Source organism: Nigerium massiliense (assembly GCF_000826085.1).
Classification (GTDB): domain Bacteria; phylum Actinomycetota; class Actinomycetes; order Propionibacteriales; family Propionibacteriaceae; genus Propioniciclava; species Propioniciclava massiliense.
The window spans coordinates 1,236,973-1,258,713 of the sequence record NZ_CCYM01000003.1 but is presented as its reverse complement, the minus strand read 5'-3'; the positions used below and the strand labels follow the sequence as shown (position 1 = coordinate 1,258,713).

Below are 21,741 nucleotides of genomic sequence, written 5' to 3'. Positions count from 1 at the left end.
GCCGGCGGACGATCGGGCGCTGGGGCGTCCACGTAGGGTTGGGCCATGAGCAACGGGCCCGACCTGACCCCCATCCTCAACGACCTGGCCGCGGGCAGGATCGATGCGGCGGAGGCGTCCCGCCGCATCGACGCGGTCACCGCCGCGACCGGCGCGGACCGCACCGAGAGCACCGTTCACATCGATGGCACCGACACCCCGTCGTCGCCCGAACCGGACGCCTCGCCCGCACCCGAGTCGGCGGAGCCTGTGTCCCAGCCGTCCGGCGACGGTTCGGCGCCGGGCGCCTCGCCCGGGTCCGACGTGCCGAAAGCGGAGGCAGAGGCGTCCGGCGACGGGGAGGTCGTGGACGGCGAGATCGTCGGCGACGACGCCGAGCAGCCCGACGTGCGGGTCAGCGTGCGGACGGTCGGTCGCCGGGTCCGCGTCGTCGCGGACGCCGGCGTCGCCACCGTCGCGGTCGAGGGGCCGCACACCATGCGCCGCGCCTCCGGGGTCTGGCAGGTCGAGAGCGAGGGCGAGCTCGGGGCCGGTCTGCGCGACCTGCGCGACCTGGCGGGGCTCAAGATGCCGCGCTCCCTCGACGACGCGCTGCAGCTCGGGCTGGGCCGGGAGGTCGTCGTGCGGGTGAACCCCGCCGCCGAGGTCGACCTCGAGGCGACGGCCGGATCGGTCCGTACCGAGGGGGTGGCGCGGCTCGGTCGCGTGCGGGTGACCGCCGGCAACGCGACCCTGGCGGACGTCCGGCGCATCGCCGACGCCTTGCTGCAGGCGGGGACGTACGCGGTCTCGGGAACCTTCTCGTCCGGACGCTCGCGGCTGCGCTGCGAGTCCGGGGCGCTGACGCTCGAGCTGGTCCAGGGCGCCGACGTCACGGTCCGCGCGGCCAGCCAGGTGGGCCGCATCGTCTGGCCCGGCGACGCCACGGCGAACCTCACCGAGTACGTCGTCGGCGACGGCGCCGGACGCCTCGACCTCGACGTCGTGATGGGCATCGTCACCGTGAAGGAGGGGTCATGACCGAACGGTCCTGGTCGCCGGATTCCTGCCCGCGCTGCGGGGAGCACCGGCTGATCGTCACCCGCGTCCGCTGCGCCGACTGTGGCCTGGAGATGGCCGCGGACGACCTCGGCCACCTGTGCGCGCACGACTCCGCGACCGGCCCGGGTGGCCGCGCCGAGACCCAGAACCCCCCGGCGTCGTCCGTCCCTGGGCCCGACCCGGCGCCCGCGTCCGTTGGCGCCTCGGGTGCCGAGGACGGCGTCCGGACGCAGATCTTGGACGCCGTCGCCGCCGGCCGTCTCGATCCGGCCGTGGCGGCCGGACTGCTCGCCGAGCGCGGTCGAGAGAGCTGAGCGGCGACCGCGCCCGGACACCCGAACGCCGGCGCCCATCGAGGGCGCCGGCGTCAAAAGCATCAATCAATTGTCAGGACGTGAACGGCTCGATCTCGAGCACCTGCACCTCGAAGGACTTGCCGGTGGGGCCCTCGTAGGTGGCAGTTTCGCCCACCTTCTTGCCGAGGATCGCAGCGCCCAACGGGGACTGCGGAGAGAAGACCTCGATGTCGACGTCGTCGGCCAGGCCCACCAGCTCGCGGGAGCCCAGCAGGAACGTGTCGGTGTCGTCGGTGTCGCCGTCGTAGCAGATCGTCACCCGGGTGCCGGGTTCGACGGTCGACGAACTGGCCGGGGCCTCGCCGATCTCGGCGTCGCGAAGCATCACCTCGAGCTGCCGGATGCGGGCCTCCTGCTGCCCCTGCTCCTCGCGCGCGGCGTGGTAGCCACCGTTCTCACTCAGGTCGCCCTCGTCGCGGGCCTGGGCGATCTTCGCCGACACCTGCTGCCGGCCCTCGCCCTTCATGAACTCGAGCTCCTCGGAGAGCTTGTCGTACGCATCCTGGGTGAGCCAGACGACGTTCTTCTGATCCTCTGCCATCGGGACAGCTTACCATCGGGGCCCGGCGCCCTCCTGCTCCCGGTCAGGCGGGCCGGCAGTAGGCGACGTCGGCCGTGGTCGCGCGCTTGAAGGTGTTCACGCTCACCTTCACGGTCGTCAGCCGTTCGGTGCCCGGCGGGACGTCGAACGGCAGCTGCCCGACCGTGTCGTAGGTGACCGCCTGTGTCGTGACCTCGCAGCGGGCGGGCTGCGCAGGATCGGTGCGCTGCACGGTGACGGTGACGTCGATCTGCGTGTCGGAGACGACGTCGAACGCGGCGACGTGCCCGGCCACCGGCGGGTTCGCGTGGTGCGTGGCCGTCCACACGAGCCACGAGCCCAGGACGGCCGCCAGCACGACGGCCGCCACGACCCACCACCGGCGTCCGCGGCGGGGCGGGTAGCGGCGGGCGATGCGTTCGGCGTCGGTCTCGGTCGTCACGGCCTCCATTGTGCCGCCCTCATGCCGGACCCGGGCGCCTCATGCTTGACCGGGTCGCCACAATGGCGCTCATGCCATCCCTTTCGAAGCCGGTGCGGCGGGACGCCGAGGGCGCCCCGCTGCGGCTGTTGCACGTCCACGCCCATCCCGATGACGAGTCGAGCAAGGGCGCGGCCACCACCGCGAAGTACGTCGCCGAGGGCGTCCGGGTGATGGTGGCGACGTGCACGGGCGGTGAGCGCGGCTCGATCCTCAACCCGAAGATGGAGGACGACTACACCCGCGAGCACATCGGCGAGATCCGCACCCGCGAGATGGACAAGGCTCGCGAGATCCTCGGCATCGAGCAGACGTGGCTCGGCTTCGTCGACTCCGGGCTGCCCGAGGGCGACCCGCTGCCGCCGCTGCCTGACGGCTGTTTCGCGCTGCAGGACGTCGACGAGGCGGCGGGCGCGCTCGTGCGGGTGATCCGGCAGTTCCGTCCGCATGTGATGACCACCTACGACGAGAACGGCGGCTACCCGCACCCCGACCACATCCAGTGCCACCGCATCACGATGGCCGCCCTCGACGCCGCGGCGGACCCCGCGAAGTGGCCCGAGCACGGCGAGCCGTGGCAGGTGCAGAAGGTCTACTACCAGATGTCCTTCCACCGGAACCGCTACGCCCGGCTCGATCAGCTGATGCACGAGGAGGGCCTCGACTCGCCGTATGCCGAGCGGCTGGCGTCCTGGGCCGAGGACCCGGAGGCCGAGGCGCGGCTCACCACCTTCATCCCGTGCGCCGAGTACTTCCCGGTGCGGGACGCCGCCCTGAAGGCGCACGCCACCCAGGTCGACCCCGACGGGATGTGGTTCGCGGTGCCGCTGAAGATCCAGCAGGTCGGCTGGCCCACCGAGGACTTCCAGCTCGTCCGCTCGATGGTGCCCACCGAGGTGCCCGAGGACGACCTCTTCGCCGGGCTGGACGCGCAGGTGGCCGACCCGGACGGCGAGTGGTTCTACTCCATCTGAGCGGAGGTAGCATGCTGGGCATGTCCGCGCCGATCTGGAGTGAAGGAGTGCGGTGATGGTTCTGCTCGACATGGGTGCGCTGGTGGCGCCCGGCTGGATCGCCCTGGCGGTCACGGCCGTCCTGGGCGCGTGCATCGTGTTCCTGTTCTTCAACATGCGCAAGCAGATGCGCAACATCGATCTGCCGGTGGACCAGCAGCGGGTCTCGTCGGGGCCGTTCTCCGGGGACGGCCCGGTCCGCAACCCTGGCGACAGCAGGTCGGGAGCCGACCCCGTCTGAGGTCTCGCTAGGCTGGACGGCATGCCCAACCGCCTCGCGAAGACGTCAAGCCCCTACCTTCAGCAGCACGCCTCGAACCCGATCGACTGGTGGCCCTGGAGCGAGGCGGCGTTCGCCTCCGCGCTCGAGCGGGACGTCCCGGTCCTCATCTCGGTGGGCTACTCGGCCTGCCACTGGTGCCACGTGATGGCGCACGAGTCCTTCGAGGATGCCGACGTCGCCGCCTATGTCAACGAGCACTTCGTGGCGATCAAGGTCGACCGCGAGGAGCGTCCCGACGTCGATGCCGTCTACATGCGCGCCACCCAGGCGCTGACCGGCCAGGGCGGCTGGCCCATGACCGTGTTCGCCACCCCCGACGGACGCCCCTTCTTCGCCGGCACCTACTATCCGCCCGAGCCCGGACGCGGCATGCCGTCGTTCATGCAGGTGCTGCAGGCGATGGCCGGCGCGTGGGCCGACCGGCACGACGAGGTCGTCGGGTCGGCCCAGTCGATCGCCGCGCAGCTCGCCGAGATCAACAAGCTCCCCGCGGCGGACGCCGCGCCGCCCGTCTGGGACGCCCTGGACTCCCTGAGCGCCGACTTCGACCTCATGCACGGCGGCTTCGGTGACGCCCCGAAGTTCCCCGCCCCGCTCGTCGTGGACGCCCTGCTCGTCAAGGGCGAGCCCGGCAGCCTCGACATGGCCCAGCGCACGCTGGACGCGATGGCCCGCGGTGGCATCCACGACCAGGTCGGCGGGGGTTTCCACCGCTACAGCGTGGACGCGGCGTGGGTGGTGCCGCACTTCGAGAAGATGCTCTACGACAACGCCCTTCTGCTCGGGGCCTACGCCCGCGGCTGGCGTCGGACGCCCGGGCACGACACCGCGCTGCGCGGCCAGTTCGAGCGCGCGGCCCGCGGCATCGTCGAGTGGCTGCGCCGGGAGATGACCGTGCCGTCCGGCGGGTTCGCGGCCAGCCTGGACGCCGACAGCGCCGATTCCCTGGGCATGCCGCACGAGGGCATCTACTACGTCTGGAACCACGACCTGCTCGTGGACGCGCTCGGGGAGGAGGACGCCGCGTGGGCGGAGCAGGTCTTCCACGTCACCAGCTCGGGCACCTTCGAGCACGGCCTGTCGACGCTGCAGTTGCGCGGCGTCCCCGACGAGGAACGCCTCGCGGAGGTGAGCCGGCGCCTGCTGGACGAGCGCCGGAACCGGTTCGCCCCGCCGCGCGACGACAAGGTCGTGACGTCGTGGAACGGATGGATGATCGACTCGCTCGTGCAAGCGGCGCTGATCTTCGACGAGCCGTCCTGGCTGGAGCTGGCCACCGACGCCGCCGAAACGCTGTGGGGCCTGCACTGGGCCGAGCACGGACTGCGTCGCTCCTCCCACAACGGGGTGGTCTCCGACGTGCCGGCGTTCGCCGAGGACTACGGCGCCCTCGCGCTGGCCTTCGGGCACCTGGGCGCGGCGCTCGGGGACGCCGGCTGGCTCAAGCACGCCGTGCGGCTGCTGGAGCAGGCGCTGGAGCGGTTCGGCGCCGAGGACGGGGGCTTCTACGACGCCGCTGAGACGGGGCTCTTCTCCCGCCCCCGGGACGTCACCGACAACCCGACGCCGTCCGGCACGAGCGCGCTGGTCGCCGCGCTGCGGACGGTCGGGCTGCTCGCCGACCGGCAGGACTTCCTCGACCGCGCGGACGCCGCCGCGCGCACCACGTGGGGGACGGTCGCGGCGACCCCGCGGTTCGCGCCCGCCGCGCTGACGGACGTGCTCATCGCCGACGAGGCCCGCCAAGGGCTGCGGCCCGCCGTCGCCGTCGTGATCGACGAGTCCGGAACGCCGCTCAACCGGGCGGCGGTGGCCGCGTGGCGGATGGCCCCGGCCGGCTCCGTGGTGGTGAACGGACGCCCCGGCACCAAGGGGTTCGCGCACCACTTCGACGACCGGGGTCCGGCGAAGCCGGGCGACGCCCGCATCGCGACCGAGGGCGGCAAGATCACCCGGGCGTCCATCGGCGGTTCGGGGCAGGTGAACGACGCCGAGTACGACGAGCACGAGGACGTCGAGACCGACGCCACCGTCTACGTGTGCCGCGGCACCACCTGCTTCGCGCCCGCGACCTCGGTCAAGCAGATTCGCGCCGCACTCTGGTCGCGCGCCAGCTGAGCCGCCGGGCAGGGCGGCCCGGCGGCCCAGAGGGTCGCCGGGGTGGCTCGAAGGCTCAGCGCTCGACGGCGTTCTCCAGCGGCTCTCCCCGGCGCAGGTGTTCGATCTGGCGGTTCACCATCTCGTCGGCGCCGACGGCGCGGCCGCCGGCCATGTGCGGGGTGATGACGACGTTGCGAGCGTCCCACAGCGGCCCGTCGGAGGGGTAGGGCTCCTCGTACGTGACGTCGAGGGCGGCGCCGCCCAGGCGTCCGGCGTTGAGGGCCTCCACCAAGGCGTCCTCGTCGACGGTGGTGCCACGGCCCACGTTGACCACCCATGAGATCGGCTTGAGCATCGCGATGCGCTCGGCGTTCAGGGCCTTCTCCGTGCCGTCGGAACTGGGCAGCACCATCACCAACACGTCGGTCTCGGGCAGCAACTGCGGCAGGTCGTCCTCGGTGAAGACCTCGAAGCCGCCGCGCTCACCGCGGCTGGTCGCGACGCCCCGGACGTTCGCCGAGCAGGCCGCGAAGAGCGTCGCCATGTGCTGGCCGATGGAGCCGAAGCCCCAGATCAGCACGTTGGACTCGATGAGCGTCGAGAGCCGGTCGGGGGAGTGCAGCGGACGCCACGAGCCGAACTCCTCGTGGGCGAAGTCGTGGTCGCGCTGCCGCTCCAGCAGCGTCGGGATGTCGGTGAGCGCCGTCAGCGTCAGCGCCAGCGCGTGCTCGGAGACTGTCTTGTCGTGGAAGCCGCGGCCGGTGCAGATGGTCACCTGCGGGCCGAACCCGGCTCGCAGCACGGCGTCGGGGCCGGCCGCCAGCGTCTGCACCCAGGTCAGGTAGGGGGCGTCCTCGGCGAGTTGCTTCAGCGTGGGGCTTCCCCAGCCCTCGACGAGGGCGCCCTCCGCGTCCAGGTGCTCGGCAGGGATGGGCTGCGTCGGATCGAGCTCGACCACCTCGACGTCATCGGGCGGGTCGAGGGTGAGGGGCGCGTTGGCGATCACGAGGAGTTTCATGAGCCCACCGTAGAGCGTGCCGCCGACGGTTCTCCAGGGGCGGCGGGCCGCCGGCGCGGGGCCGGTCGGGCCGTTGTTCGCTAATGTGACCCCATGTCTTGGGCCGACCGGACGCGCGAATGGGCGGATCGCTTGCACCCGTCGGAGCTGCTGTACTCCACGTACGAGCAGCGGCTGCGCTCCGAACTCGACCCCGAACACCTGCCGCAGCACGTCGCCGTGCTCGCCGACGGTAACCGGCGGTGGGCCCGCCTGAACGCCCCCGGTCAGCCGCTCGTCGTCGGCTACCAGGCGGGGGCGGACAAGCTGCGTTCCTTCGTCGAATGGTGCGACGAGGCCGGCATCGCCGTCGTGACGCTCTGGGTGCTGTCGACGGAGAACCTGCTGCGCGAGACCGACGTCTCCCCGCTGCTCCGGGTCATCGAAAAGCTCCAGCAGGACCTCGCCGGCACCAGGCGCTGGCCGGTCAAGTCGGTCGGCGACCTGTCGCTGCTGCCCGATGACATGCAGGCGTCCCTGCGACGCTGCGAGGAGGCGACCGCGGGCCTCGACGGCATGCGGGTGAACGTCGCGGTCGCGTACGGCGGACGCCACGAACTTCGGGACGCCGTCCGGTCGCTGCTCGCCAGCGAGGCCAGCAAGGGCCGCACGCTGGAGGAGGTGGCCGCCACGCTCGAGATCGACGACATCGCGTCCCACCTCTACACCGCGGGCCAGCCCGACCCCGACCTCATCATCCGCACCTCGGGGGAGCAGCGGCTGTCCGGGTTCCTGCTCTGGCAGTCGGCCCACAGCGAGTTCTACTTCTGCGAGGCGCTGTGGCCCGACTTCCGCCGGGTCGATTTCCTGCGCGCCCTGCGCTCCTACGGGACGCGGGAGCGGCGCTACGGGCGCTGAGCCGGTACGAAAGTACCGAGGTCCTCGTTCCAAGGTGCCGACTTGGCGACCCTCGCTATCGGAGCGGCTGCGGTGGCGCCTAACGTTATGAGTGCGGTCGTGAAAGAGGTTCGACTGGTCCCGAACCTCGACGCAAGCAAGAAGAACGTTGACCTCCTCCATGGTCAGCGTCGCCGTATGAGCGGAACCGCCAGCCCGTCCCCCGAGGCTGGCGGTTCCGCTCGTTAACGGCCCGGACTCACAGCGCCAGCATCAGCTCGGCCAGCGGCCCGCGGATCTCGGCGTCCATCTCCACGGCCTCGAGCGCCTGCAGTCGTGCGCGCTCGGTGTCTCGGCCGGCCACGATCGACCAGATGCGCTCCTTGAGGATGAGCCCGATCTCCGCCTGCAGCAGGAACCGCTTGATGCGCGCGACGACGTCGTTGCTCGCCACGCGGACGCCCGGCGCGGCGATGGCGCCGCCGGCGTCCGTCGCGATCGTGCCGCCGTCCAGCCGCAGGGTCGCCGACTCCTCGGCGTAGGACGCCCCGGCCGGCAAGGGCTCCGGGCGCTCGACTCCCACGAGGGCCAGGGTGTAGCGCCGGGACGCGGGCACGGGCGCCTGACCGGCGGGGCCGTCCGCCTCGGCGGCGGCGACCGTGAGGACGCCCGCCGCGTCGTCCCAGCGGAACCGGGTGCGCACCGACACCGGTTCGAGCGCGTCGTCGTCCTCGTAGAGCACGAACTCGCCGTCGGCGCCGGGGCAGACGCGCAACTCCAGCGCGTCCGGGTTCTCGATACCGTAGGCACCCTCGGGCTGCAGCGGGACGATCGCGCCGGCGCGTCCGAGCACGGGGTAGCCGTCGATGGGACGATGTAGCCGTACCTCACGGCCGCCGGAGTAGCGGACGCCGGTGAAGATGTCGGTCCAGGTGCCCTCGGGCAGCCACGTCGTCACGGCGCCTTGGCGGCTGTGCGGGTCCAGGGGGCGGGTGATCGGGGCCACGAGCAGCTGGGTGCCGAACAGGAAGCTGTTCAGCGACCGCAGCGCGGTCTCGGCGCGGGGGTCCTCGTAGTACAACGGACGGCACAGCGGTTCGCCCTGGCTGTGGGCGCGCTCGTTCATCGTGTACAGGTACGGCAACAGTCGGTGGCGGAAGCGCAGGCAGTCGCCCATCACCCGCTCGTGGATGGCGTCGAACGTCCACGGCTCCTTGCGGGTGAACTCTCCGCGGGAGGAGTGCAATCGGTTGATGGGGGAGAAGAGGCCCAGCTGGTACCAGCGGGACTGCAGATCCTGGTCCCGATAGCCCCACAGGTGGCCGCCGATGTCGTGGCTCCACCAGCCGTAGCCGATGTTGGCCGCGGTCGCGGTGAACCGGGGCTGGAAGTCGAGGCTGTCCCAGCTGATCACGCTGTCCCCGGAAAAGCCCACGGGGTAGCGATGCGACCCCGGCCCGGCGTAGCGGGACAACGTGAGCGGACGGCGTCCCTCGCGGGCGCTGTCGAGGAAGTGGAAGTGGTTCAGCGCCCACAGCGGGTCGAGCCCGGGCGTGCGGGTGTGCTTGCCCTGCTGCCAGTCGATCCACCAGAAGTCGACGCCCTCGTCCTCGAGGGGGTGGTGGATCTCCTCGAAGTAGGGGGCGACGAAGTCGCGGTCGCCGATGTCGAACGGGATCGGCTCTTCCGTGGCCGGGTCGATGCCCAGGCGCCGGGCCAGCTCGGGGTAACGGTCCTCGTAGGCGCGGACGCCCGCCGCCGGGTGGTCGTTGAGGGTGACCCGCAGCCCGCGGCTGTGGAGGTCGGTCAGCAGCGCGACGTGGTCGGGGAACAGGTCGGTGTTCCAGGAGTAGCCGGTCCAGCCGGCGCCGAAGCGAGGATCGATGTCCACCCAGTGCCAGTCCATGTCGAGGACGGCGACGCTGAACGGCAGCTCCTCGGCGGCGAACCGGTTCATGAGCGCCTTGTAGGACTCCTGCGAGTACGGGTAGTACCGGCTCCACCAGTTGCCCAGCGCGTAGCGGGGCAACATCGGCGTCGGCCCGGTGAGCCGGTAGAAGTCGCGCAGCGCGGCGGGGAAGTCGCGCTGATGGGCGAACAGGTACACGTCGACGTCGCCCACGCGCTGGTCGACCCAGCCGTCCTCGGTGAGCGCCAGCGACCCGGAGTCGTCGAGGGCCGCCGAGCCGGTCGTCGACATCAGCCCCGGCTCCAACTCGCAGGCGCCGTCGACGGTGTCGAGGGTGCGGGCGGTGCCGCCGAGGTTGTTCGGCAGGATCCACTCGTGCAGTTGCTCGCCGTAGCGCCACACCTGGCGGTAGCCCTCGCCGCCGACCGGGGTCATCACGAGCCCGCCCGGAGAGAACGGGCGGCCGTCGTACTCGAGTGTCAGGGCGTCCGTGTGGAGCTGGAGGCCCTCGCCCTTCTCGATGACCCGGAAGTCCACGGGCGGGAAGTCCCGGTGCAGCACGACCTGCGTCGCGCGATCCTCGAAGCGGCCGTCGGCGGAGTACTCCAACCGCAGCAGCCGGTCGGTGAGCACGGTGATGCGCCAGGTGTCGCCGCGGACGACGGACGAGGCGGGTGGGGGCGGCGAAGTGTGCTGGACGAGGGGGGGGGGGAGCGGCATGGGAGTCAGCCTACGAGCCGAACCGCCCCGGGGGACCCGTCCGTCGGCGAAGTGTGCTGGACGAGGTGGGGGGGTAGCGGCATGGAAGTCAGCCTACGAGCCGAACCGCCACGGGGCACCCGTCCCGATGAACCTGCCGCGGCGCGTCGGCGGCCATGCTGGCTACCCGGACGGCCCGGCCGGCGAGTAACCGACGGGTGAACACTGCCAAAACGTGTGGGCGCGCCACTCGGCATTGACCGGGGTGTTGGTTAACGTGACCACGTGGACGTCGCGTCAGGCGTCCCAACCCGGAGGCACTGGATCGATGAGACCCGTTCCCGTCAGGGAGTCCACCGGCTGAAACCGTCAAGGCGAGGCCGGGTGGAGATCACGCGGCCCGAACCAGTGAGGAATGACGTGCTCGATACCAATGAGTCACAGTTCGTCGCGGACGCTCCCGCGCCCGTCGTCACCAACGGAGATCTCAACCCCACCGAGCAGAAGGTGTTCGTCGTGGACACCTCGGTGCTGCTCAGCGACCCGCAGGCGCTGCGGTTCTTCGCCGAGCACGAGATCGTGCTGCCGCTGGTGGTCATCAACGAGCTGGAGGGCAAGCGGCACCATCCGGAGCTGGGCTTCGCGGCCCGGACGGCGCTGCGCTTCCTGGACGACCTGCGCATCAAGCACGGGCGCCTGGACCGGGCCATGCCGGTCAACGACTGCGGCGGCACGATCCATGTCGAGCTCAACCACACCGACCCCGAGGTGCTGCCGCTGGGGTTCCGCCTCGGCGACAACGACTCGCGCATCCTCGCCGTCGCGCTGAACTACGCGGCCGAGGGACGGCAGGTCACGCTCATCACCAAGGACCTGCCGCTGCGGGTGAAGGCGGCCTCGGTCGGCCTGGACGCCGACGAGTACAAGCACGAGCTCGCCCGCGACGCGGGCTGGCTCGGCATGGTCGACCTCGAGATGAGCGCGGCCGCGATCGATCAGCTCTACGACGAAGGCCAGGTCGCCACCGCGGAGGTGCTCGACCTGCCGTGCCACACCGGCGTCGTCGCCCGCGGCGGCGGCTCGACCGCGCTGGGCCGCGTCCACCCCGACAAGACGCTGCGGATGATCCGCACCGACCGGGACATCTTCGGCCTGCACGGGCGCTCGGCGGAGCAGCGGGTCGCGTTCGACCTGCTGATGGATCCGTCCATCGGCATCGTGTCGCTCGGCGGGCGCGCCGGGACCGGCAAGTCCGCGCTGGCGCTGGCCGCGGGGCTGGAGAACGTGATGGAGCGCCAGCTGCACGACCGGGTGATCGTGTTCCGCCCGCTGTACGCGGTGGGCGGCCAGGAGCTCGGCTACCTGCCCGGCGACCAGAACGAGAAGATGTCGCCCTGGGGTCAGGCGGTGTTCGACACGCTGGGTTCGTTCGTCCACAAGAACGTGGTGGACGAGATCGTCGAGCGGGACCTGCTCGAGGTGCTGCCGCTGACGCACATCCGGGGACGTTCCCTGCACAACGCGTTCGTGATCGTCGACGAGGCGCAGTCGCTGGAGCGCAACGTGCTGCTGACCGTGCTGTCGCGCATCGGCCAGAACTCGAAGGTCGTGCTGACCCACGACGTCGCCCAGCGCGACAACCTGCGGGTCGGACGCCACGACGGCGTCGCCGCGGTGGTGGAGAAGCTGAAGGGCAACCCGCTGTTCGGGCATGTCACGCTGACCCGCTCGGAACGCTCGCCGATCGCCGCGCTGGTCACCGAGATGCTCGAAGGGGACGTCGGGCTCTGATCCGCCGCCGGGACGCCGCGCCGTGGCGTCCCGGCGCTCTCGGCGGACGCGGTCGCGGGTCTGCCGGACGTCAGTCGCCCGGGCCGCGCCGAAGGCGATACAGGGCGTAGTCGAAGGCGCGTCCCTCGCGCTCGATGGGGACGATCACCTCGTCTGCCGCCAACCCCGGGCCGAGGCCCTGCAACGTGGCCAGGAGGGCGGGGCTCGGGGTTTCGCACCAGATCATCAGGACGCCGCCCGGCCCGAGCCGCCGGGCGAACTCGGTGAGCAGGGGAGCGGCGTAGAGCCGCTCGTTGCCGTCGTGGACGAGGAACGTCGGGCCGTTGTCGACGTCGAGCAGGATGGCGTCCCAGGTCTCGGCGCGGCCGGCGATCCAGTCGCCGATGTCGGCGGCGTGCAGCCGGACGCGGGGATCGCCTGCCACGCGCGCGAGCTGCGGGGTGACGCCGGCGCCGGCCCAGTCGAGCAGCGCGCCCGCGAGCTCGACCACGTCGATCTCGGCGGCGCCGTTGTCGAGCAGCCGGGCGGCCGTGTAGCCCAGGCCCAGACCGCCGACCAGGACCCGTCCCGGCGGGGTGCCCGCGGCGTCCGCGAGCGCGAGCTCGGACGTGGTCTCGGCCGAGTCCATCGCGAAGACCCCGTTGACGATGAGCTCGACGACGTCGCCGCGGCGGCGCAGCGCCAACTCGCCCAGCGGCGTGTCCGCGCGGGCGATGGTCTCGACGGGTTCCATGGGGTCATCGTGGCCGACGTCGGCGGCGTCCTCAATTCGTCGGCGGCCGCGGCCTGCGAGCAAGGCGGCCCGGGGCGTGCGGTGGCGGGACGGGTTCGGCGGGCGTGGGAGAATCGCACCCATGGCCAAGCCCCGTCCGAACCCGCCCGCGCTGCACATGCTCGTCGCGATGGTCGTGCTGCTCATCCCGGTGCTGCTGATCGTGGCGTGGTTCACGCGCATCCCCGAGGCGGCCGTCAACGTGGTGGACTACCGGCCGGTCGTGCAGGTCGCGCGCGAGGAGAGCCCCTATCCGGTGCTCGCCCCCGAATCGCTCCCGGACGGCTGGGTGGCCACCCGCGCGCGCTGGATCCGCAAGGGCGAGAACGGCATCAACAATGAGCCGGCCTTGGGGAACACGATGGCGCTCGGCTTTCTGAACGCCGACAAGACCTACCTGGCCGTCGACCAGCGCGACGAGCTTCCGGAGCTGTTCACGCGCGACGTGACCCGCGACGGCCATCCCGACGGGGAGAGCCAGGTGGCGGGCCAACAATGGCTGCGATTCGTCTCCGACGACGGACGCACGCACGCGCTGGTGCGCAACGAGGCGACGCACGTGTCGATCGTCAGCGGCGACGTGCCGTACGAGCAGTTGGAGCAGTTCGCCGGGACGCTGACCACGCGCTGAGGCAGCGTCCCGGCGTCGGCCTCAGCCGATCATGAACTCCTCGGTGCGCAGCGCGCGGTTGGCGATGCGCACATCGCCGATGGTGCCCTGGAACACCTTGTCGAGCTTGTTCGCGTACTCGTAGCCGCCCAGCAGCCAGCGCCGGTTCAGGGTGCTCAGGCCGCGGTTCGGCGTCGCCGGATTGCGGACGACCGGGCAGCCGTCGACGTACATCGTGGTGTGGGTGCCGTTGTTGACGACCGCGACGTGCCACCAGCGGGCGGTCCGCAGCTCGTGTCCCCAGTTCGTCAGGGACGTGGGGAGGCTGACGGGGTAGACCGCCCACTGAAGCTCTCGCGAACCGGACAGGCTCAGGGTCGCGACCGGCTCCTCGGGGTCGCCGGGCTTCTTGCCGGCCTCGGCCGACATGCCCTGACGCGAGAGCAGCGAACTCCACGCGTTGCGGGAGCCCCAGTCGGCCGGCAGGTGGAAGAACATCTCGACGGTGTAGCCCGCCTGGAACGTCTCCCGGTTGAGCGGCGCGGACGCGACCGTGCGCAGGTAGTCGCCGTTGGTGGTGCCGGCGCCCCCGATCGCGAGGCTGCGGTGGCCGGGCTGGTCGGGGTGGAAGTCGTCGACGACGCGCAGGGCGGGCGCGGCGTCCCCGACGACCTCGAGGTCGTTGCCATGCCCCGACAGGTCCTTCACAGTCGCGCCGTGACCGACCTGGGCGGAGTCCCAGCGCCAGTACGCGACGGTGCCGCGGACGAGCTGGGACGCCGCCGTGCGGGCCCGGCGCACAGGGGCCGGCGCGAAGGACTTGAACCGCGCGTCGAAGTCGATCTCGACGGTGAACCGGTCGAGGTCGGTCGAGACGACGAGCTCCTCCTGCATGAGCTCGCAGCGCTTCGCCGGCGGGACGTTCTCGACCCACGGGCAGATCGTCTCGACGTCGATCACGTTGCGCTCGAGGTCGAAGTGGTAGAGCCGCATGACGGCCGCGCCGCCGTAGTAGCGCTGCTGGTAGTTGGTCAGATGCATGTCGACCGAGTGGCCGGCGGCGTTGGTGCGGCGGAGGCGTCCGGACGGCCAGAAGTGGCCGTTGAGGGTGAGGAAGACCTGGTCGTTGCGGGCGACCAGCCTGTCCCAGACGAGCTGGCCGTACTCGGACAGGACGCCGACGCCGTCGCCGGTGTCGGCCTGGACGAGCTCGTGGGTCGTGAGGATGGTCGGCAGGTTCTTGTGGGCGTCCAGCTGCGCCTGCGCCCACGCGAAGCCCTGCGGGGAGAGCCGCCAGTCGAGGGCGAGCAGCAGCCAGTCGCGGCCGCCGCCGCTGAACCGGTGCAGGCTGTTGTAGCCGTCGGGGGAGACGGCCACCACCCCGTCGTCGCCGGTGCTGGGGCGGAAGTTCGCCAGGTACGGCGTCGCGCCGCGCTGGTCATCGGTCTTGCTGTCGACGTCGTGGTTGCCCGTCAGCGTGGAGAAGGGGATCTTGCTGCCGCGCAGCCGCGTCCAGGCCTTGGCGATCGCCCGCATCTCCTGGGCCTGGCCGTTCTGGGTGAGGTCGCCGAGGTGGGCGAGGAAGACGATGTTCTGGTCCGCGCGCTCGGCCCGCAGGTACGCCAGGGACGCCTCGATCGGCTCCGGCCGCAGGCTGGTCTCGTCGAACAGGTACTGGGTGTCCGGCATGACCGCGAGGGTGAACTCGGCGGACGTCGCACGGGGGCGTCCGGGGCGGGGGCGGTGGTGTTCCGGCGCGGTGGTTCCGGCGCGGTGGCGGTGGCGGTCGCGGGGAGAGGGAAGGCGGCGGAGGCGGCCGTGCCGAGGCCGGCAACGGCGCCCGCCTGCAGCAGGCGGCGGCGGGAGGGATGGGGAGCACGATGAGACGACATGGCCGGAGGCTAACGAGGCCGGGTTGACCGCGGCCCTCAGCCAGCCCCCGCCGCGGTGGCCGGAACGTGAACGCTCGTGCGGGGCGTTAAATGCGGGAAACCTCCACCACCGCATTGTGGTGAAGGCTTCGGTTTATCTCAGGTGGGGAGGGTCAGCGGTCGTCGCGGTACTTGAGTTCGATCCCTTCCTCGTGGAACTCGCTGTTCGCGGGCGTCCAGATGCTGAAGAAGTTGAACACGGGATCTCCTTTCGGCGTGCGATGGGACAGGAAGCGCTGGTGGGCGACGCCGGTCAGGCGTGGGACGGACCGAGTTGGCCCGACGTGGCGATCAGAACAGGCTCTCGCGATCGGTGCGGTCGATGTAGCGGCCGTAGTAGACGGACGCGACAGACTCGGCGCCCTCAAGCCAGCTGTCGGCCAGCTTGCTCATGACGTTCTTGAAGCTCATGCGGGAGGTTCCTCTCTTTATTAGTCGTTCAGACTATTTCCGAACTGAGACCAATATAGCGCGCCGGGGTGCAGATGCCCAATAGTGCGGACTCGTGTCTCTAAAAGGTTGTCGAGAGGCGCCCGACGAGCCTTGTCAGGCGTCCTTCTTCGTTGCCTCGTCGACACGCGCCCGCGCCCCGTCGAGCCATCGCTGGCACCGGTCGGCGAGGCCCTCGCCACGCTCCCAGAGCTCCATGGCGCGCGACAGCGGGACGTTGCCCGACTCGAGCTCGCGGACGACCTCGACGAGCTGGTCGCGGGCCTGCTCGTAGGACAGGTCGTCGGGGGCGGTGGTGGTGGGCTGGTCGCTCATGCGTCCTCCTCGGGTCGGGGTTGGTAGGGTTCGACGTCGATGACCGCGGCGGCGATGTCGCCGTCCAGCAGCCGGGCGACGATCACGTCGTCGGCCGAGACCTGGCCGATCGAGGTGACGGTGGCGCCGTCGTCGGTGGTCACGATCGCGTAGCCGCGCTGCAGCGTCGCCTTGGGGGAGAGCGTGCGGACGCGGGCCAGGGTGTGCTCGACGAACTGCTGCTCGCTGCGCGTGGCGGACGCGATGGCCCGACGCAGCCGCGCGGTGAGGTCGTCGACGCGTCCGCGGGCGATGTCGATGGTGGCGCCCGGATCGCGCAGCACGGGGCGCGAGCGCAGGTCGGCGAGCCGACGCTCCTCGGTGGCGACGCGGGAAGAGACGGCCTGCCGCAGCCGCGCTCGCGCCTGGGCGACGCCCGCCGACTCCGCCTGGGCATCGGGGACGACGCGCTTGGCCGCGTCGGTGGGGGTGGAGGCGCGCAGGTCGGCGACCAGGTCGAGGATCGGGGTGTCGGGCTCGTGGCCGATCGCCGAGACCACCGGCGTACGGGCGGCGAACACGGCCCGCACCAGGCCCTCGTCGGAGAACGGCAGCAAGTCTTCGAGCGAGCCGCCGCCGCGGGCGACGATGATCACCTCGACGGCCGGGTCGCGGTCGAGGACGGTCACCGCCTCGGCGACCTGCAGCGCCGCCTTGTCGCCCTGCATGAGCGCGTGCTCGACGCGCAGCGCGGCCCCGGGCCAGCGGCGCCGGATGTTCTCGATCACGTCGCGCTCGGCGGCCGAGCCCTCGCCGGTGACCAGGCCGATGACGCGGGGCAGGAACGGCAGGCGCTTCTTGAGCTCGGGGGAGAAGAGCCCCTCGGCCTGGAGCGCGCGCTTGCGCTGCTCGAGGTGGGCGAGCAGGCGTCCCTCGCCGGACGGCCGGATCTCGCGGCACTCGAACGTCAGGCTGCCCGAGCGCTGCCACAGCGTGGGCCGCACCCACGCGGTCACGAGCGTGCCCTCGGTGAGCGGACCCGCGGCGTCGAGGACATCCGTCGACGTGGACACCGAGACCGACACCTCGGCGAGCTTGTCGCGGAGCTTCAGGAAGTGCGTGCCGGCGCCGGCGCGGCGGCGCAGCTCGATGATCTGCCCCTCGACCCAGATCGGCGACGTGCGCTCCACCCAGTCTTTGAGCGCGCTGACGACGTTGCGCAGCGGCTGCGGCTGTTCGGGAGAGGATGTCAACGGCACGTCGCAAAGACTACGGTCGGCGTCCGACAAATTCTGGTTGCGCCGTCCGCGAGGGCTGCAAGGGGGCGCCGTCCGGCCTTGTCGGCCGCGGCTCGGGGCGGCCGAGGCGCGCCGGCGGCGTCCCGGATCGCGGTGGTCAGGCGGCCCCGTAGACTGGCCCCCATGACCAGGAGCGTTGTTGTCGCCGCGCCGCGCGGGTACTGCGCGGGCGTGGACCGTGCCGTCGTCACGGTCGAGCGTGCCCTCGAGATCTATGGGCCCCCCGTGTACGTCCGCAAGCAGATCGTCCACAACAAGCACGTCGTCGAGGATCTCTCGGCGCGGGGCGCGATCTTCGTCGAGGAGATCGCCGAGGTGCCCGAGGGTGCGAACGTCGTCTTCTCTGCGCACGGGGTCTCGCCCCAGGTGCGCGCCGAGGCGAAGGGTCGCAACCTGCACACCATCGACGCGACCTGCCCGCTGGTGACGAAGGTGCACCACGAGGCGAAGCGCTTCGCCGGCCAGGGCAACCAGATCTTGCTCATCGGCCACTCCGGCCACGAGGAGGTCGAGGGCACGATGGGCGAGGCGCCCGAGCACACGATCCTCGTCGAGCACCCCGACGACGTCGCGGGAGTCGAGGTGGACGACCCGGAGTCCGTCGCCTGGCTCTCGCAGACCACCCTGAGCGTCGACGAGACCTGGGAGACGGTGGACGCCCTGCGCGCCAAGTTCCCCAAGCTCATCGATCCGCCGAGCGACGACATCTGCTACGCCACCCAGAACCGGCAGTCCGCGGTGAAGCAGATCGCGGCGAACGCCGACCTTGTCATCGTGGTGGGCTCGCGCAACTCGTCGAACTCGGTGCGGCTCGTCGAGGTCGCTCTGGACGCCGGCGCGAAGGCCGCGCACCGCGTCGACAACGCCTCGGAGGTCGATCCGGCCTGGCTCGAGGGCGTCGACAAGATCGGCGTGACGTCCGGGGCGTCCGTGCCGGACGAGCTGGTGCAGGGCGTGCTGGACTTCCTGGTCGAGCAGGGCTACCCGGCCGCCACCGAGGAGCGGTTGACCGAGGAGAACCTGACGTTCGCGCTCCCGCCCGAGCTGCGCCGGGACCTCAAGGCGGCCCGGGGCTGACCTGACCCCGGCGCGTCGGCGGGGTAGCGATCAGGCGGTCGCGGACGCCGCGGCGCGCGCGGCGCCCGGGAGGGCGTCCACGATCTGGTTCAGCGCGGCGTCGTCATGCGCAGAGGAGAGGAACCATGCCTCGAACACGCTCGGCGGCAGCGCCACCCCGGCGTCCAGCATGGAGTGGAAGAACGGGGCGAACCGGAAGGCGTCCTGCGCCTTGGCCTGGTCGTAGTTCGCGACGCCGCGCTCGGCGGCGTCCGCCCCGAAGAACACGCTGAACAGGTTGCCCGCGGACTGGATGCGGTGCGGCACCCCCGCGGCGTCCAGCGCTGCGGCGACGGCGCCCTGCAGTTGCGCGGACACCCGGTCGACGTGGGCGTAGACCCCGGCGTCCGCGAGCTGGAGCGTGGTGATGCCGGCGGCGGTGGCCAGCGGGTTCCCCGACAGGGTACCGGCTTGGTAGACGGGGCCGACGGGGGCGAGCAGGTCCATCAGGGCGGCCGGCCCAGCGAGCGCGGCCAGCGGCATACCGCCGCCCACCACCTTGCCGAAGGTGACGAGGTCGGGGGTCCAGGTGGGGTTCTCGACCCCGGCCTCCAGCCCCCAGTATCCCGCGGGGGAGACGCGGAAGCCGGTCAGCACCTCGTCGCTGATCATCAGGGCGCCGTGCTCGCTCGTGAGGCTCCGGATCGCCTCGTTGAACCCCGGGGCCGGCGGAACCACGCCCATGTTGGCCGGCGCCGCCTCGGTGATGACGCAGGCGATCTCGTCGCCCCGCTCGGCGAACACGGCCTCCAGCGCGGCGACGTCGTTGTAGTCCACCACCAGGGTGTTGGACGCCGCGGCCCGCGTCACGCCGGCCGAGCCAGGCAGCCCCGCGGTGGCGACGCCCGAGCCGGCGGCCGCCAGCAGGGAGTCGGAGTGGCCGTGGTAACAGCCCGCGAACTTCACGATGACGTCGCGCCCGGTGGCGCCACGGGCGACGCGGATGGCCGTCATGGTGGCTTCGGTGCCGGTGGAGACGAACCGCACCTTCTCGGCGAACGGGACGCGGCCGCGGACGAGCTCGGCGAGCTGCACCTCCGCGGTGGTGGGGGCGCCGAACGACAGGCCTCGCCCTGCCGCCTCGCGGACCGCCTCGACGACCTCGGGGTGCGCATGGCCCAGCAGCGCCGGCCCCCACGAGCAGACCAGGTCGACGTAGCGGCGTCCGGTGATGTCGACGACGTGCGGGCCCTCCGCGGCGGTCAGGAACACCGGCGTGCCGCCGACCGAGCCGAACGCCCGCACGGGCGAGGACACCCCGCCCGGGATCAACTCGCAGGCGTGCTGGTAGACGGCGGCCATGTCCATGGTGGATCCTCCCGTGGTTGTGGGTTCTGCGGTCATGCTAGGCGCCCGGTCGGCGAGTGCCGGCGTCCGGGGATGCCGGCCGCCGGGCGCGGCGGTTCGGGGCGCAGGCAAGCGCTGCGGGTCGGAGGGGCTCAGAGGCGTCCGGCCAGCTCGAGGGCCCAGTAGGTCAGGACGATATCGGCGCCGGCCCGGACGATGCTGGTCACGGACTCGGCGATGACGCGGTCGCGGTCGAGCCAGCCGTTCGCGGCGGCGGCCTCGAGCATCGCGTACTCGCCGGAGACCTGGTAGGCGGCGACCGGCACCGGGGACGCCGCGGCGACGTCGGCGAGGACGTCCAGGTAGTAGCCGGCGGGCTTCACCATCACCATGTCGGCGCCCTCGTCGAGGTCGAGCGTCGCCTCGAGCAGGCCCTCGCGACGGTTGGCCGGGTCCTGCTGGTAGGCGCGGCGATCCCCCTGCAGCGACGAGCCGACGGCCTCGCGGAACGGGCCGAAGAACGCCGAGGCGTACTTGGCCGAGTAAGCGAGGATGGCGGTGTCCAGATGCCCGGCGTCGTCGAGCGCGGCGCGGATGGCACTGACCTGGCCGTCCATCATGCCGGAGGGGCCGACGACGTGCGCGCCCGCGTTGGCCTGCTCGACGGCCATGCGGCAGTACACCTCGAGCGTGGCGTCGTTGTCGACCCGGCCGTCGGCGTCGAGGACGCCGCAGTGGCCGTGGTCGGTGAACTCGTCGAGGCAGGTGTCGGCCATCACGACCGTGTCGTCGCCGACCTCGTCCCGGACGGCCGCGAGGGCCCGGTTGAGGATGCCGTCGGGGTCGCAGCCGACGCTGCCGGAGGCGTCCTTGTGCTCGTCGAGCGGGACGCCGAACAGCATGATGCCGCCGAGCCCGGCCTCGGCGACCCGGACGGCCTCGCGGCGGACCGAGTCGAGGGTGTGCTGCATCACGCCGGGCAGTGATGTGATCGGGCGGGGCTCGTCGATGCCGTCGCGGACGAAGACCGGCAGCACGAGCTGGCCGGGCTGCACGCGGGTCTCGCGGACGAGGTTGCGCAGCGCAGGGGTGGCGCGCAGGCGGCGCGGGCGGATGAGGGGGAGATCCATCACAGTTCCTTTCCGAAAATGCTTCCGAGGGCGGCGACCAGTCCGGTGCCGTCCTGGGTGGGGGCGACCGCCGCGACCTGCAGGCCCTGGGCCTGGGCGACGGCGGCGCTGGGGCGTCCGAAGGTGACGACGCGGGTGCGGTCGGGCGGCGCCCCGAGCAGCGTGACGAGCGCGCGGACGCCGGAACCGGCCATCAGGACGACGGCGTCGTAGTCGCCGCGGTCCCACGAGTCGCGCAGGTCCTCGGGCAGGCCGGCCAGCGGCTCGGTGGTGTAGGTGGGGACGGCGTCCACGTGCCAGCCCTTGGCGCGCAGGGCGTCGGCCAGCACCGGACGCGCGAGAGCCGAGCCGGGGATGAGGACGCTGCCGGTCCCGGGAGGGAAGGCCGCGGCGAGCGACTCGGCGTCCGAGCTGGTCTCGGGCGTCAGGGCGACCTCGACGCCGGCGTCCGCCAGCGCGCGGCGGGTGGCCGGCCCGACGGCCGCGACGGAGTGGCCGAGGGAGCGCGGGTCGTAGCCCTGGTCGAGCAGGACGGCCACCGCCGTCGGCGACGTCAGCACGAGCCAGGTGGCGCCCTGGGGCAGCCGGGGGAACGCGACGGGGACGGTGTGGGTCAGCGCGACCGCGTCGACGTCGGCGCCGGCCTCGCGCAGCGCGTCGGCGAGCGGGCCATCGGCGCGGGTCAGCAGCACGCGGCGGCCGACGAGGCTGGTGCCGGTGCCGGGCGCCCACAGCGCCCGGGAGT

Annotated in this window: 20 protein-coding genes; 9 read left to right on the top strand and 11 right to left on the bottom strand. The window is 71.9% G+C overall.

The window, feature by feature from the left end; translation table 11 throughout:
• The first annotated feature begins 45 nt into the window (after window positions 1-45).
• Both BN1187_RS12285 and BN1187_RS12280 read left to right on the top strand, forming a co-directional pair.
• The gene (locus BN1187_RS12285) at window positions 46-1,020 is read left to right on the top strand and encodes a hypothetical protein (RefSeq protein ID WP_040162125.1); all 975 of its coding nucleotides are present in this window, start codon (window positions 46-48) and stop codon (window positions 1,018-1,020) included.
• Window positions 1,017-1,355 carry a hypothetical protein gene (locus BN1187_RS12280; protein ID WP_040162122.1) on the top strand — a complete coding sequence of 113 codons (339 nt, stop codon included), beginning with the start codon at window positions 1,017-1,019 and terminating at the stop codon, window positions 1,353-1,355. The genes BN1187_RS12285 and BN1187_RS12280 overlap by 4 nt, the downstream gene beginning before the upstream one ends.
• A 73-nt stretch (window positions 1,356-1,428) precedes the next feature.
• Here BN1187_RS12280 and greA read toward each other — a convergent pair whose 3' ends face one another.
• Window positions 1,429-1,938, bottom strand: a complete 510-nt coding sequence (gene greA / locus BN1187_RS12275; protein WP_040162120.1) for a transcription elongation factor GreA — start codon at window positions 1,936-1,938, stop codon at window positions 1,429-1,431.
• A gap of 43 nt (window positions 1,939-1,981) precedes the next feature.
• A complete protein-coding gene (locus BN1187_RS12270) occupies window positions 1,982-2,380 on the bottom strand; it encodes a DUF4307 domain-containing protein (protein ID WP_157754778.1) in 399 nt (132 codons plus the stop codon).
• Window positions 2,381-2,451: 71 nt separating this feature from the next.
• Here BN1187_RS12270 and mca point away from each other — a divergent pair, with 71 nt between their 5' ends.
• From mca to BN1187_RS12255, 3 genes are read left to right on the top strand one after another with little or no spacing between them, the layout of a single operon-like run.
• Window positions 2,452-3,393: a mycothiol conjugate amidase Mca gene (gene mca / locus BN1187_RS12265; protein ID WP_052462666.1), complete on the top strand. Its 942-nt coding sequence runs from the start codon at window positions 2,452-2,454 to the stop codon at window positions 3,391-3,393.
• Window positions 3,394-3,448: 55 nt separating this feature from the next.
• Complete coding sequence (locus tag BN1187_RS12260) at window positions 3,449-3,673, top strand: hypothetical protein (RefSeq protein ID WP_040162113.1); 225 nt, start codon at window positions 3,449-3,451, stop codon at window positions 3,671-3,673.
• Between the two features lie 21 nt (window positions 3,674-3,694).
• Window positions 3,695-5,833: a thioredoxin domain-containing protein gene (locus BN1187_RS12255; protein ID WP_040162110.1), complete on the top strand. Its 2,139-nt coding sequence runs from the start codon at window positions 3,695-3,697 to the stop codon at window positions 5,831-5,833.
• A 55-nt stretch (window positions 5,834-5,888) separates the two neighbouring features.
• Here BN1187_RS12255 and BN1187_RS12250 read toward each other — a convergent pair whose 3' ends face one another.
• Complete coding sequence (locus BN1187_RS12250; protein ID WP_040162107.1) at window positions 5,889-6,833, bottom strand: NAD(P)-dependent oxidoreductase; 945 nt, start codon at window positions 6,831-6,833, stop codon at window positions 5,889-5,891.
• Between the two features lie 93 nt (window positions 6,834-6,926).
• Between BN1187_RS12250 and uppS the strand changes: the two genes are divergently transcribed.
• Window positions 6,927-7,730, top strand: a complete 804-nt coding sequence (gene uppS / locus BN1187_RS12245; protein WP_040162105.1) for a polyprenyl diphosphate synthase — start codon at window positions 6,927-6,929, stop codon at window positions 7,728-7,730.
• Window positions 7,731-7,968: 238 nt separating this feature from the next.
• Here uppS and BN1187_RS12240 read toward each other — a convergent pair whose 3' ends face one another.
• Entirely contained in the window at window positions 7,969-10,338 is a 2,370-nt protein-coding gene (locus BN1187_RS12240) for a glycoside hydrolase family 31 protein (protein ID WP_040162103.1), read from the bottom strand.
• Between the two features lie 486 nt (window positions 10,339-10,824).
• Here BN1187_RS12240 and BN1187_RS12235 point away from each other — a divergent pair, with 486 nt between their 5' ends.
• Window positions 10,825-12,108: a PhoH family protein gene (locus tag BN1187_RS12235; protein ID WP_235750705.1), complete on the top strand. Its 1,284-nt coding sequence runs from the start codon at window positions 10,825-10,827 to the stop codon at window positions 12,106-12,108.
• 70 nt (window positions 12,109-12,178) lie between these two features.
• Here the strand turns inward: BN1187_RS12235 and BN1187_RS12230 are convergent, their stop codons facing one another.
• Entirely contained in the window at window positions 12,179-12,841 is a 663-nt protein-coding gene (locus tag BN1187_RS12230; protein ID WP_040162097.1) for a spermidine synthase, read from the bottom strand.
• Between the two features lie 121 nt (window positions 12,842-12,962).
• Here BN1187_RS12230 and BN1187_RS12225 point away from each other — a divergent pair, with 121 nt between their 5' ends.
• Complete coding sequence (locus BN1187_RS12225) at window positions 12,963-13,511, top strand: DUF4245 domain-containing protein (RefSeq protein WP_052462665.1); 549 nt, start codon at window positions 12,963-12,965, stop codon at window positions 13,509-13,511.
• 21 nt (window positions 13,512-13,532) lie between these two features.
• On the opposite strand, the gene BN1187_RS12220 is transcribed toward BN1187_RS12225, so the two are convergent.
• From BN1187_RS12220 to xseA, 3 genes are all read right to left on the bottom strand, one after another.
• Window positions 13,533-15,179 (bottom strand): LamG-like jellyroll fold domain-containing protein, encoded by a 1,647-nt coding sequence (locus BN1187_RS12220; protein WP_052462664.1) that lies wholly within the window; start codon window positions 15,177-15,179, stop codon window positions 13,533-13,535.
• A gap of 788 nt (window positions 15,180-15,967) precedes the next feature.
• Window positions 15,968-16,186, bottom strand: a complete 219-nt coding sequence (locus BN1187_RS12215) for an exodeoxyribonuclease VII small subunit (protein WP_040162094.1) — start codon at window positions 16,184-16,186, stop codon at window positions 15,968-15,970.
• On the bottom strand, window positions 16,183-17,424 hold the full coding sequence (xseA, locus tag BN1187_RS12210; protein WP_040162091.1) for an exodeoxyribonuclease VII large subunit: 1,242 nt from the start codon (window positions 17,422-17,424) through the stop codon (window positions 16,183-16,185). The genes BN1187_RS12215 and xseA overlap by 4 nt, the downstream gene beginning before the upstream one ends.
• Window positions 17,425-17,586: 162 nt before the next feature.
• On the opposite strand from xseA, the gene BN1187_RS12205 reads away from it, so the two are divergent.
• Window positions 17,587-18,540 carry a 4-hydroxy-3-methylbut-2-enyl diphosphate reductase gene (locus tag BN1187_RS12205; protein ID WP_040162088.1) on the top strand — a complete coding sequence of 318 codons (954 nt, stop codon included), beginning with the start codon at window positions 17,587-17,589 and terminating at the stop codon, window positions 18,538-18,540.
• 30 nt (window positions 18,541-18,570) lie between these two features.
• Here BN1187_RS12205 and hemL read toward each other — a convergent pair whose 3' ends face one another.
• The 3 genes from hemL to BN1187_RS14935 form a co-directional block, all read right to left on the bottom strand.
• Window positions 18,571-19,887, bottom strand: a complete 1,317-nt coding sequence (hemL, locus tag BN1187_RS12200; protein ID WP_097677341.1) for a glutamate-1-semialdehyde 2,1-aminomutase — start codon at window positions 19,885-19,887, stop codon at window positions 18,571-18,573.
• A 131-nt stretch (window positions 19,888-20,018) separates the two neighbouring features.
• Window positions 20,019-20,996, bottom strand: coding sequence for a porphobilinogen synthase (gene hemB / locus BN1187_RS12195; protein WP_040162083.1), 978 nt, complete (start codon window positions 20,994-20,996; stop codon window positions 20,019-20,021).
• Window positions 20,996-21,688, bottom strand: a complete 693-nt coding sequence (locus BN1187_RS14935; protein WP_235750704.1) for a uroporphyrinogen-III synthase — start codon at window positions 21,686-21,688, stop codon at window positions 20,996-20,998. The genes hemB and BN1187_RS14935 overlap by 1 nt, the downstream gene beginning before the upstream one ends.
• Window positions 21,689-21,741: the final 53 nt, after the last annotated feature.

What these genes read in the sequence shown, in the direction of transcription:
- BN1187_RS12285 (WP_040162125.1), top strand. Translation starts at nt 46, where the DNA reads ATGAGCAACGGGCCCGACCTGACCCCCATCCTCAACGACCTGGCCGCG.
- BN1187_RS12280 (WP_040162122.1), top strand. Translation starts at nt 1,017, where the DNA reads ATGACCGAACGGTCCTGGTCGCCGGATTCCTGCCCGCGCTGCGGGGAG.
- greA (WP_040162120.1), bottom strand. Translation starts at nt 1,938, where the DNA reads ATGGCAGAGGATCAGAAGAACGTCGTCTGGCTCACCCAGGATGCGTAC.
- mca (WP_052462666.1), top strand. Translation starts at nt 2,452, where the DNA reads ATGCCATCCCTTTCGAAGCCGGTGCGGCGGGACGCCGAGGGCGCCCCG.
- BN1187_RS12260 (WP_040162113.1), top strand. Translation starts at nt 3,449, where the DNA reads ATGGTTCTGCTCGACATGGGTGCGCTGGTGGCGCCCGGCTGGATCGCC.
- BN1187_RS12255 (WP_040162110.1), top strand. Translation starts at nt 3,695, where the DNA reads ATGCCCAACCGCCTCGCGAAGACGTCAAGCCCCTACCTTCAGCAGCAC.
- BN1187_RS12250 (WP_040162107.1), bottom strand. Translation starts at nt 6,833, where the DNA reads ATGAAACTCCTCGTGATCGCCAACGCGCCCCTCACCCTCGACCCGCCC.
- uppS (WP_040162105.1), top strand. Translation starts at nt 6,927, where the DNA reads ATGTCTTGGGCCGACCGGACGCGCGAATGGGCGGATCGCTTGCACCCG.
- BN1187_RS12240 (WP_040162103.1), bottom strand. Translation starts at nt 10,338, where the DNA reads ATGCCGCTCCCCCCCCCCCTCGTCCAGCACACTTCGCCGCCCCCACCC.
- BN1187_RS12230 (WP_040162097.1), bottom strand. Translation starts at nt 12,841, where the DNA reads ATGGAACCCGTCGAGACCATCGCCCGCGCGGACACGCCGCTGGGCGAG.
- BN1187_RS12225 (WP_052462665.1), top strand. Translation starts at nt 12,963, where the DNA reads ATGGCCAAGCCCCGTCCGAACCCGCCCGCGCTGCACATGCTCGTCGCG.
- BN1187_RS12220 (WP_052462664.1), bottom strand. Translation starts at nt 15,179, where the DNA reads ATGCCGGACACCCAGTACCTGTTCGACGAGACCAGCCTGCGGCCGGAG.
- BN1187_RS12215 (WP_040162094.1), bottom strand. Translation starts at nt 16,186, where the DNA reads ATGAGCGACCAGCCCACCACCACCGCCCCCGACGACCTGTCCTACGAG.
- BN1187_RS12205 (WP_040162088.1), top strand. Translation starts at nt 17,587, where the DNA reads ATGACCAGGAGCGTTGTTGTCGCCGCGCCGCGCGGGTACTGCGCGGGC.
- hemL (WP_097677341.1), bottom strand. Translation starts at nt 19,887, where the DNA reads ATGGACATGGCCGCCGTCTACCAGCACGCCTGCGAGTTGATCCCGGGC.
- hemB (WP_040162083.1), bottom strand. Translation starts at nt 20,996, where the DNA reads ATGGATCTCCCCCTCATCCGCCCGCGCCGCCTGCGCGCCACCCCTGCG.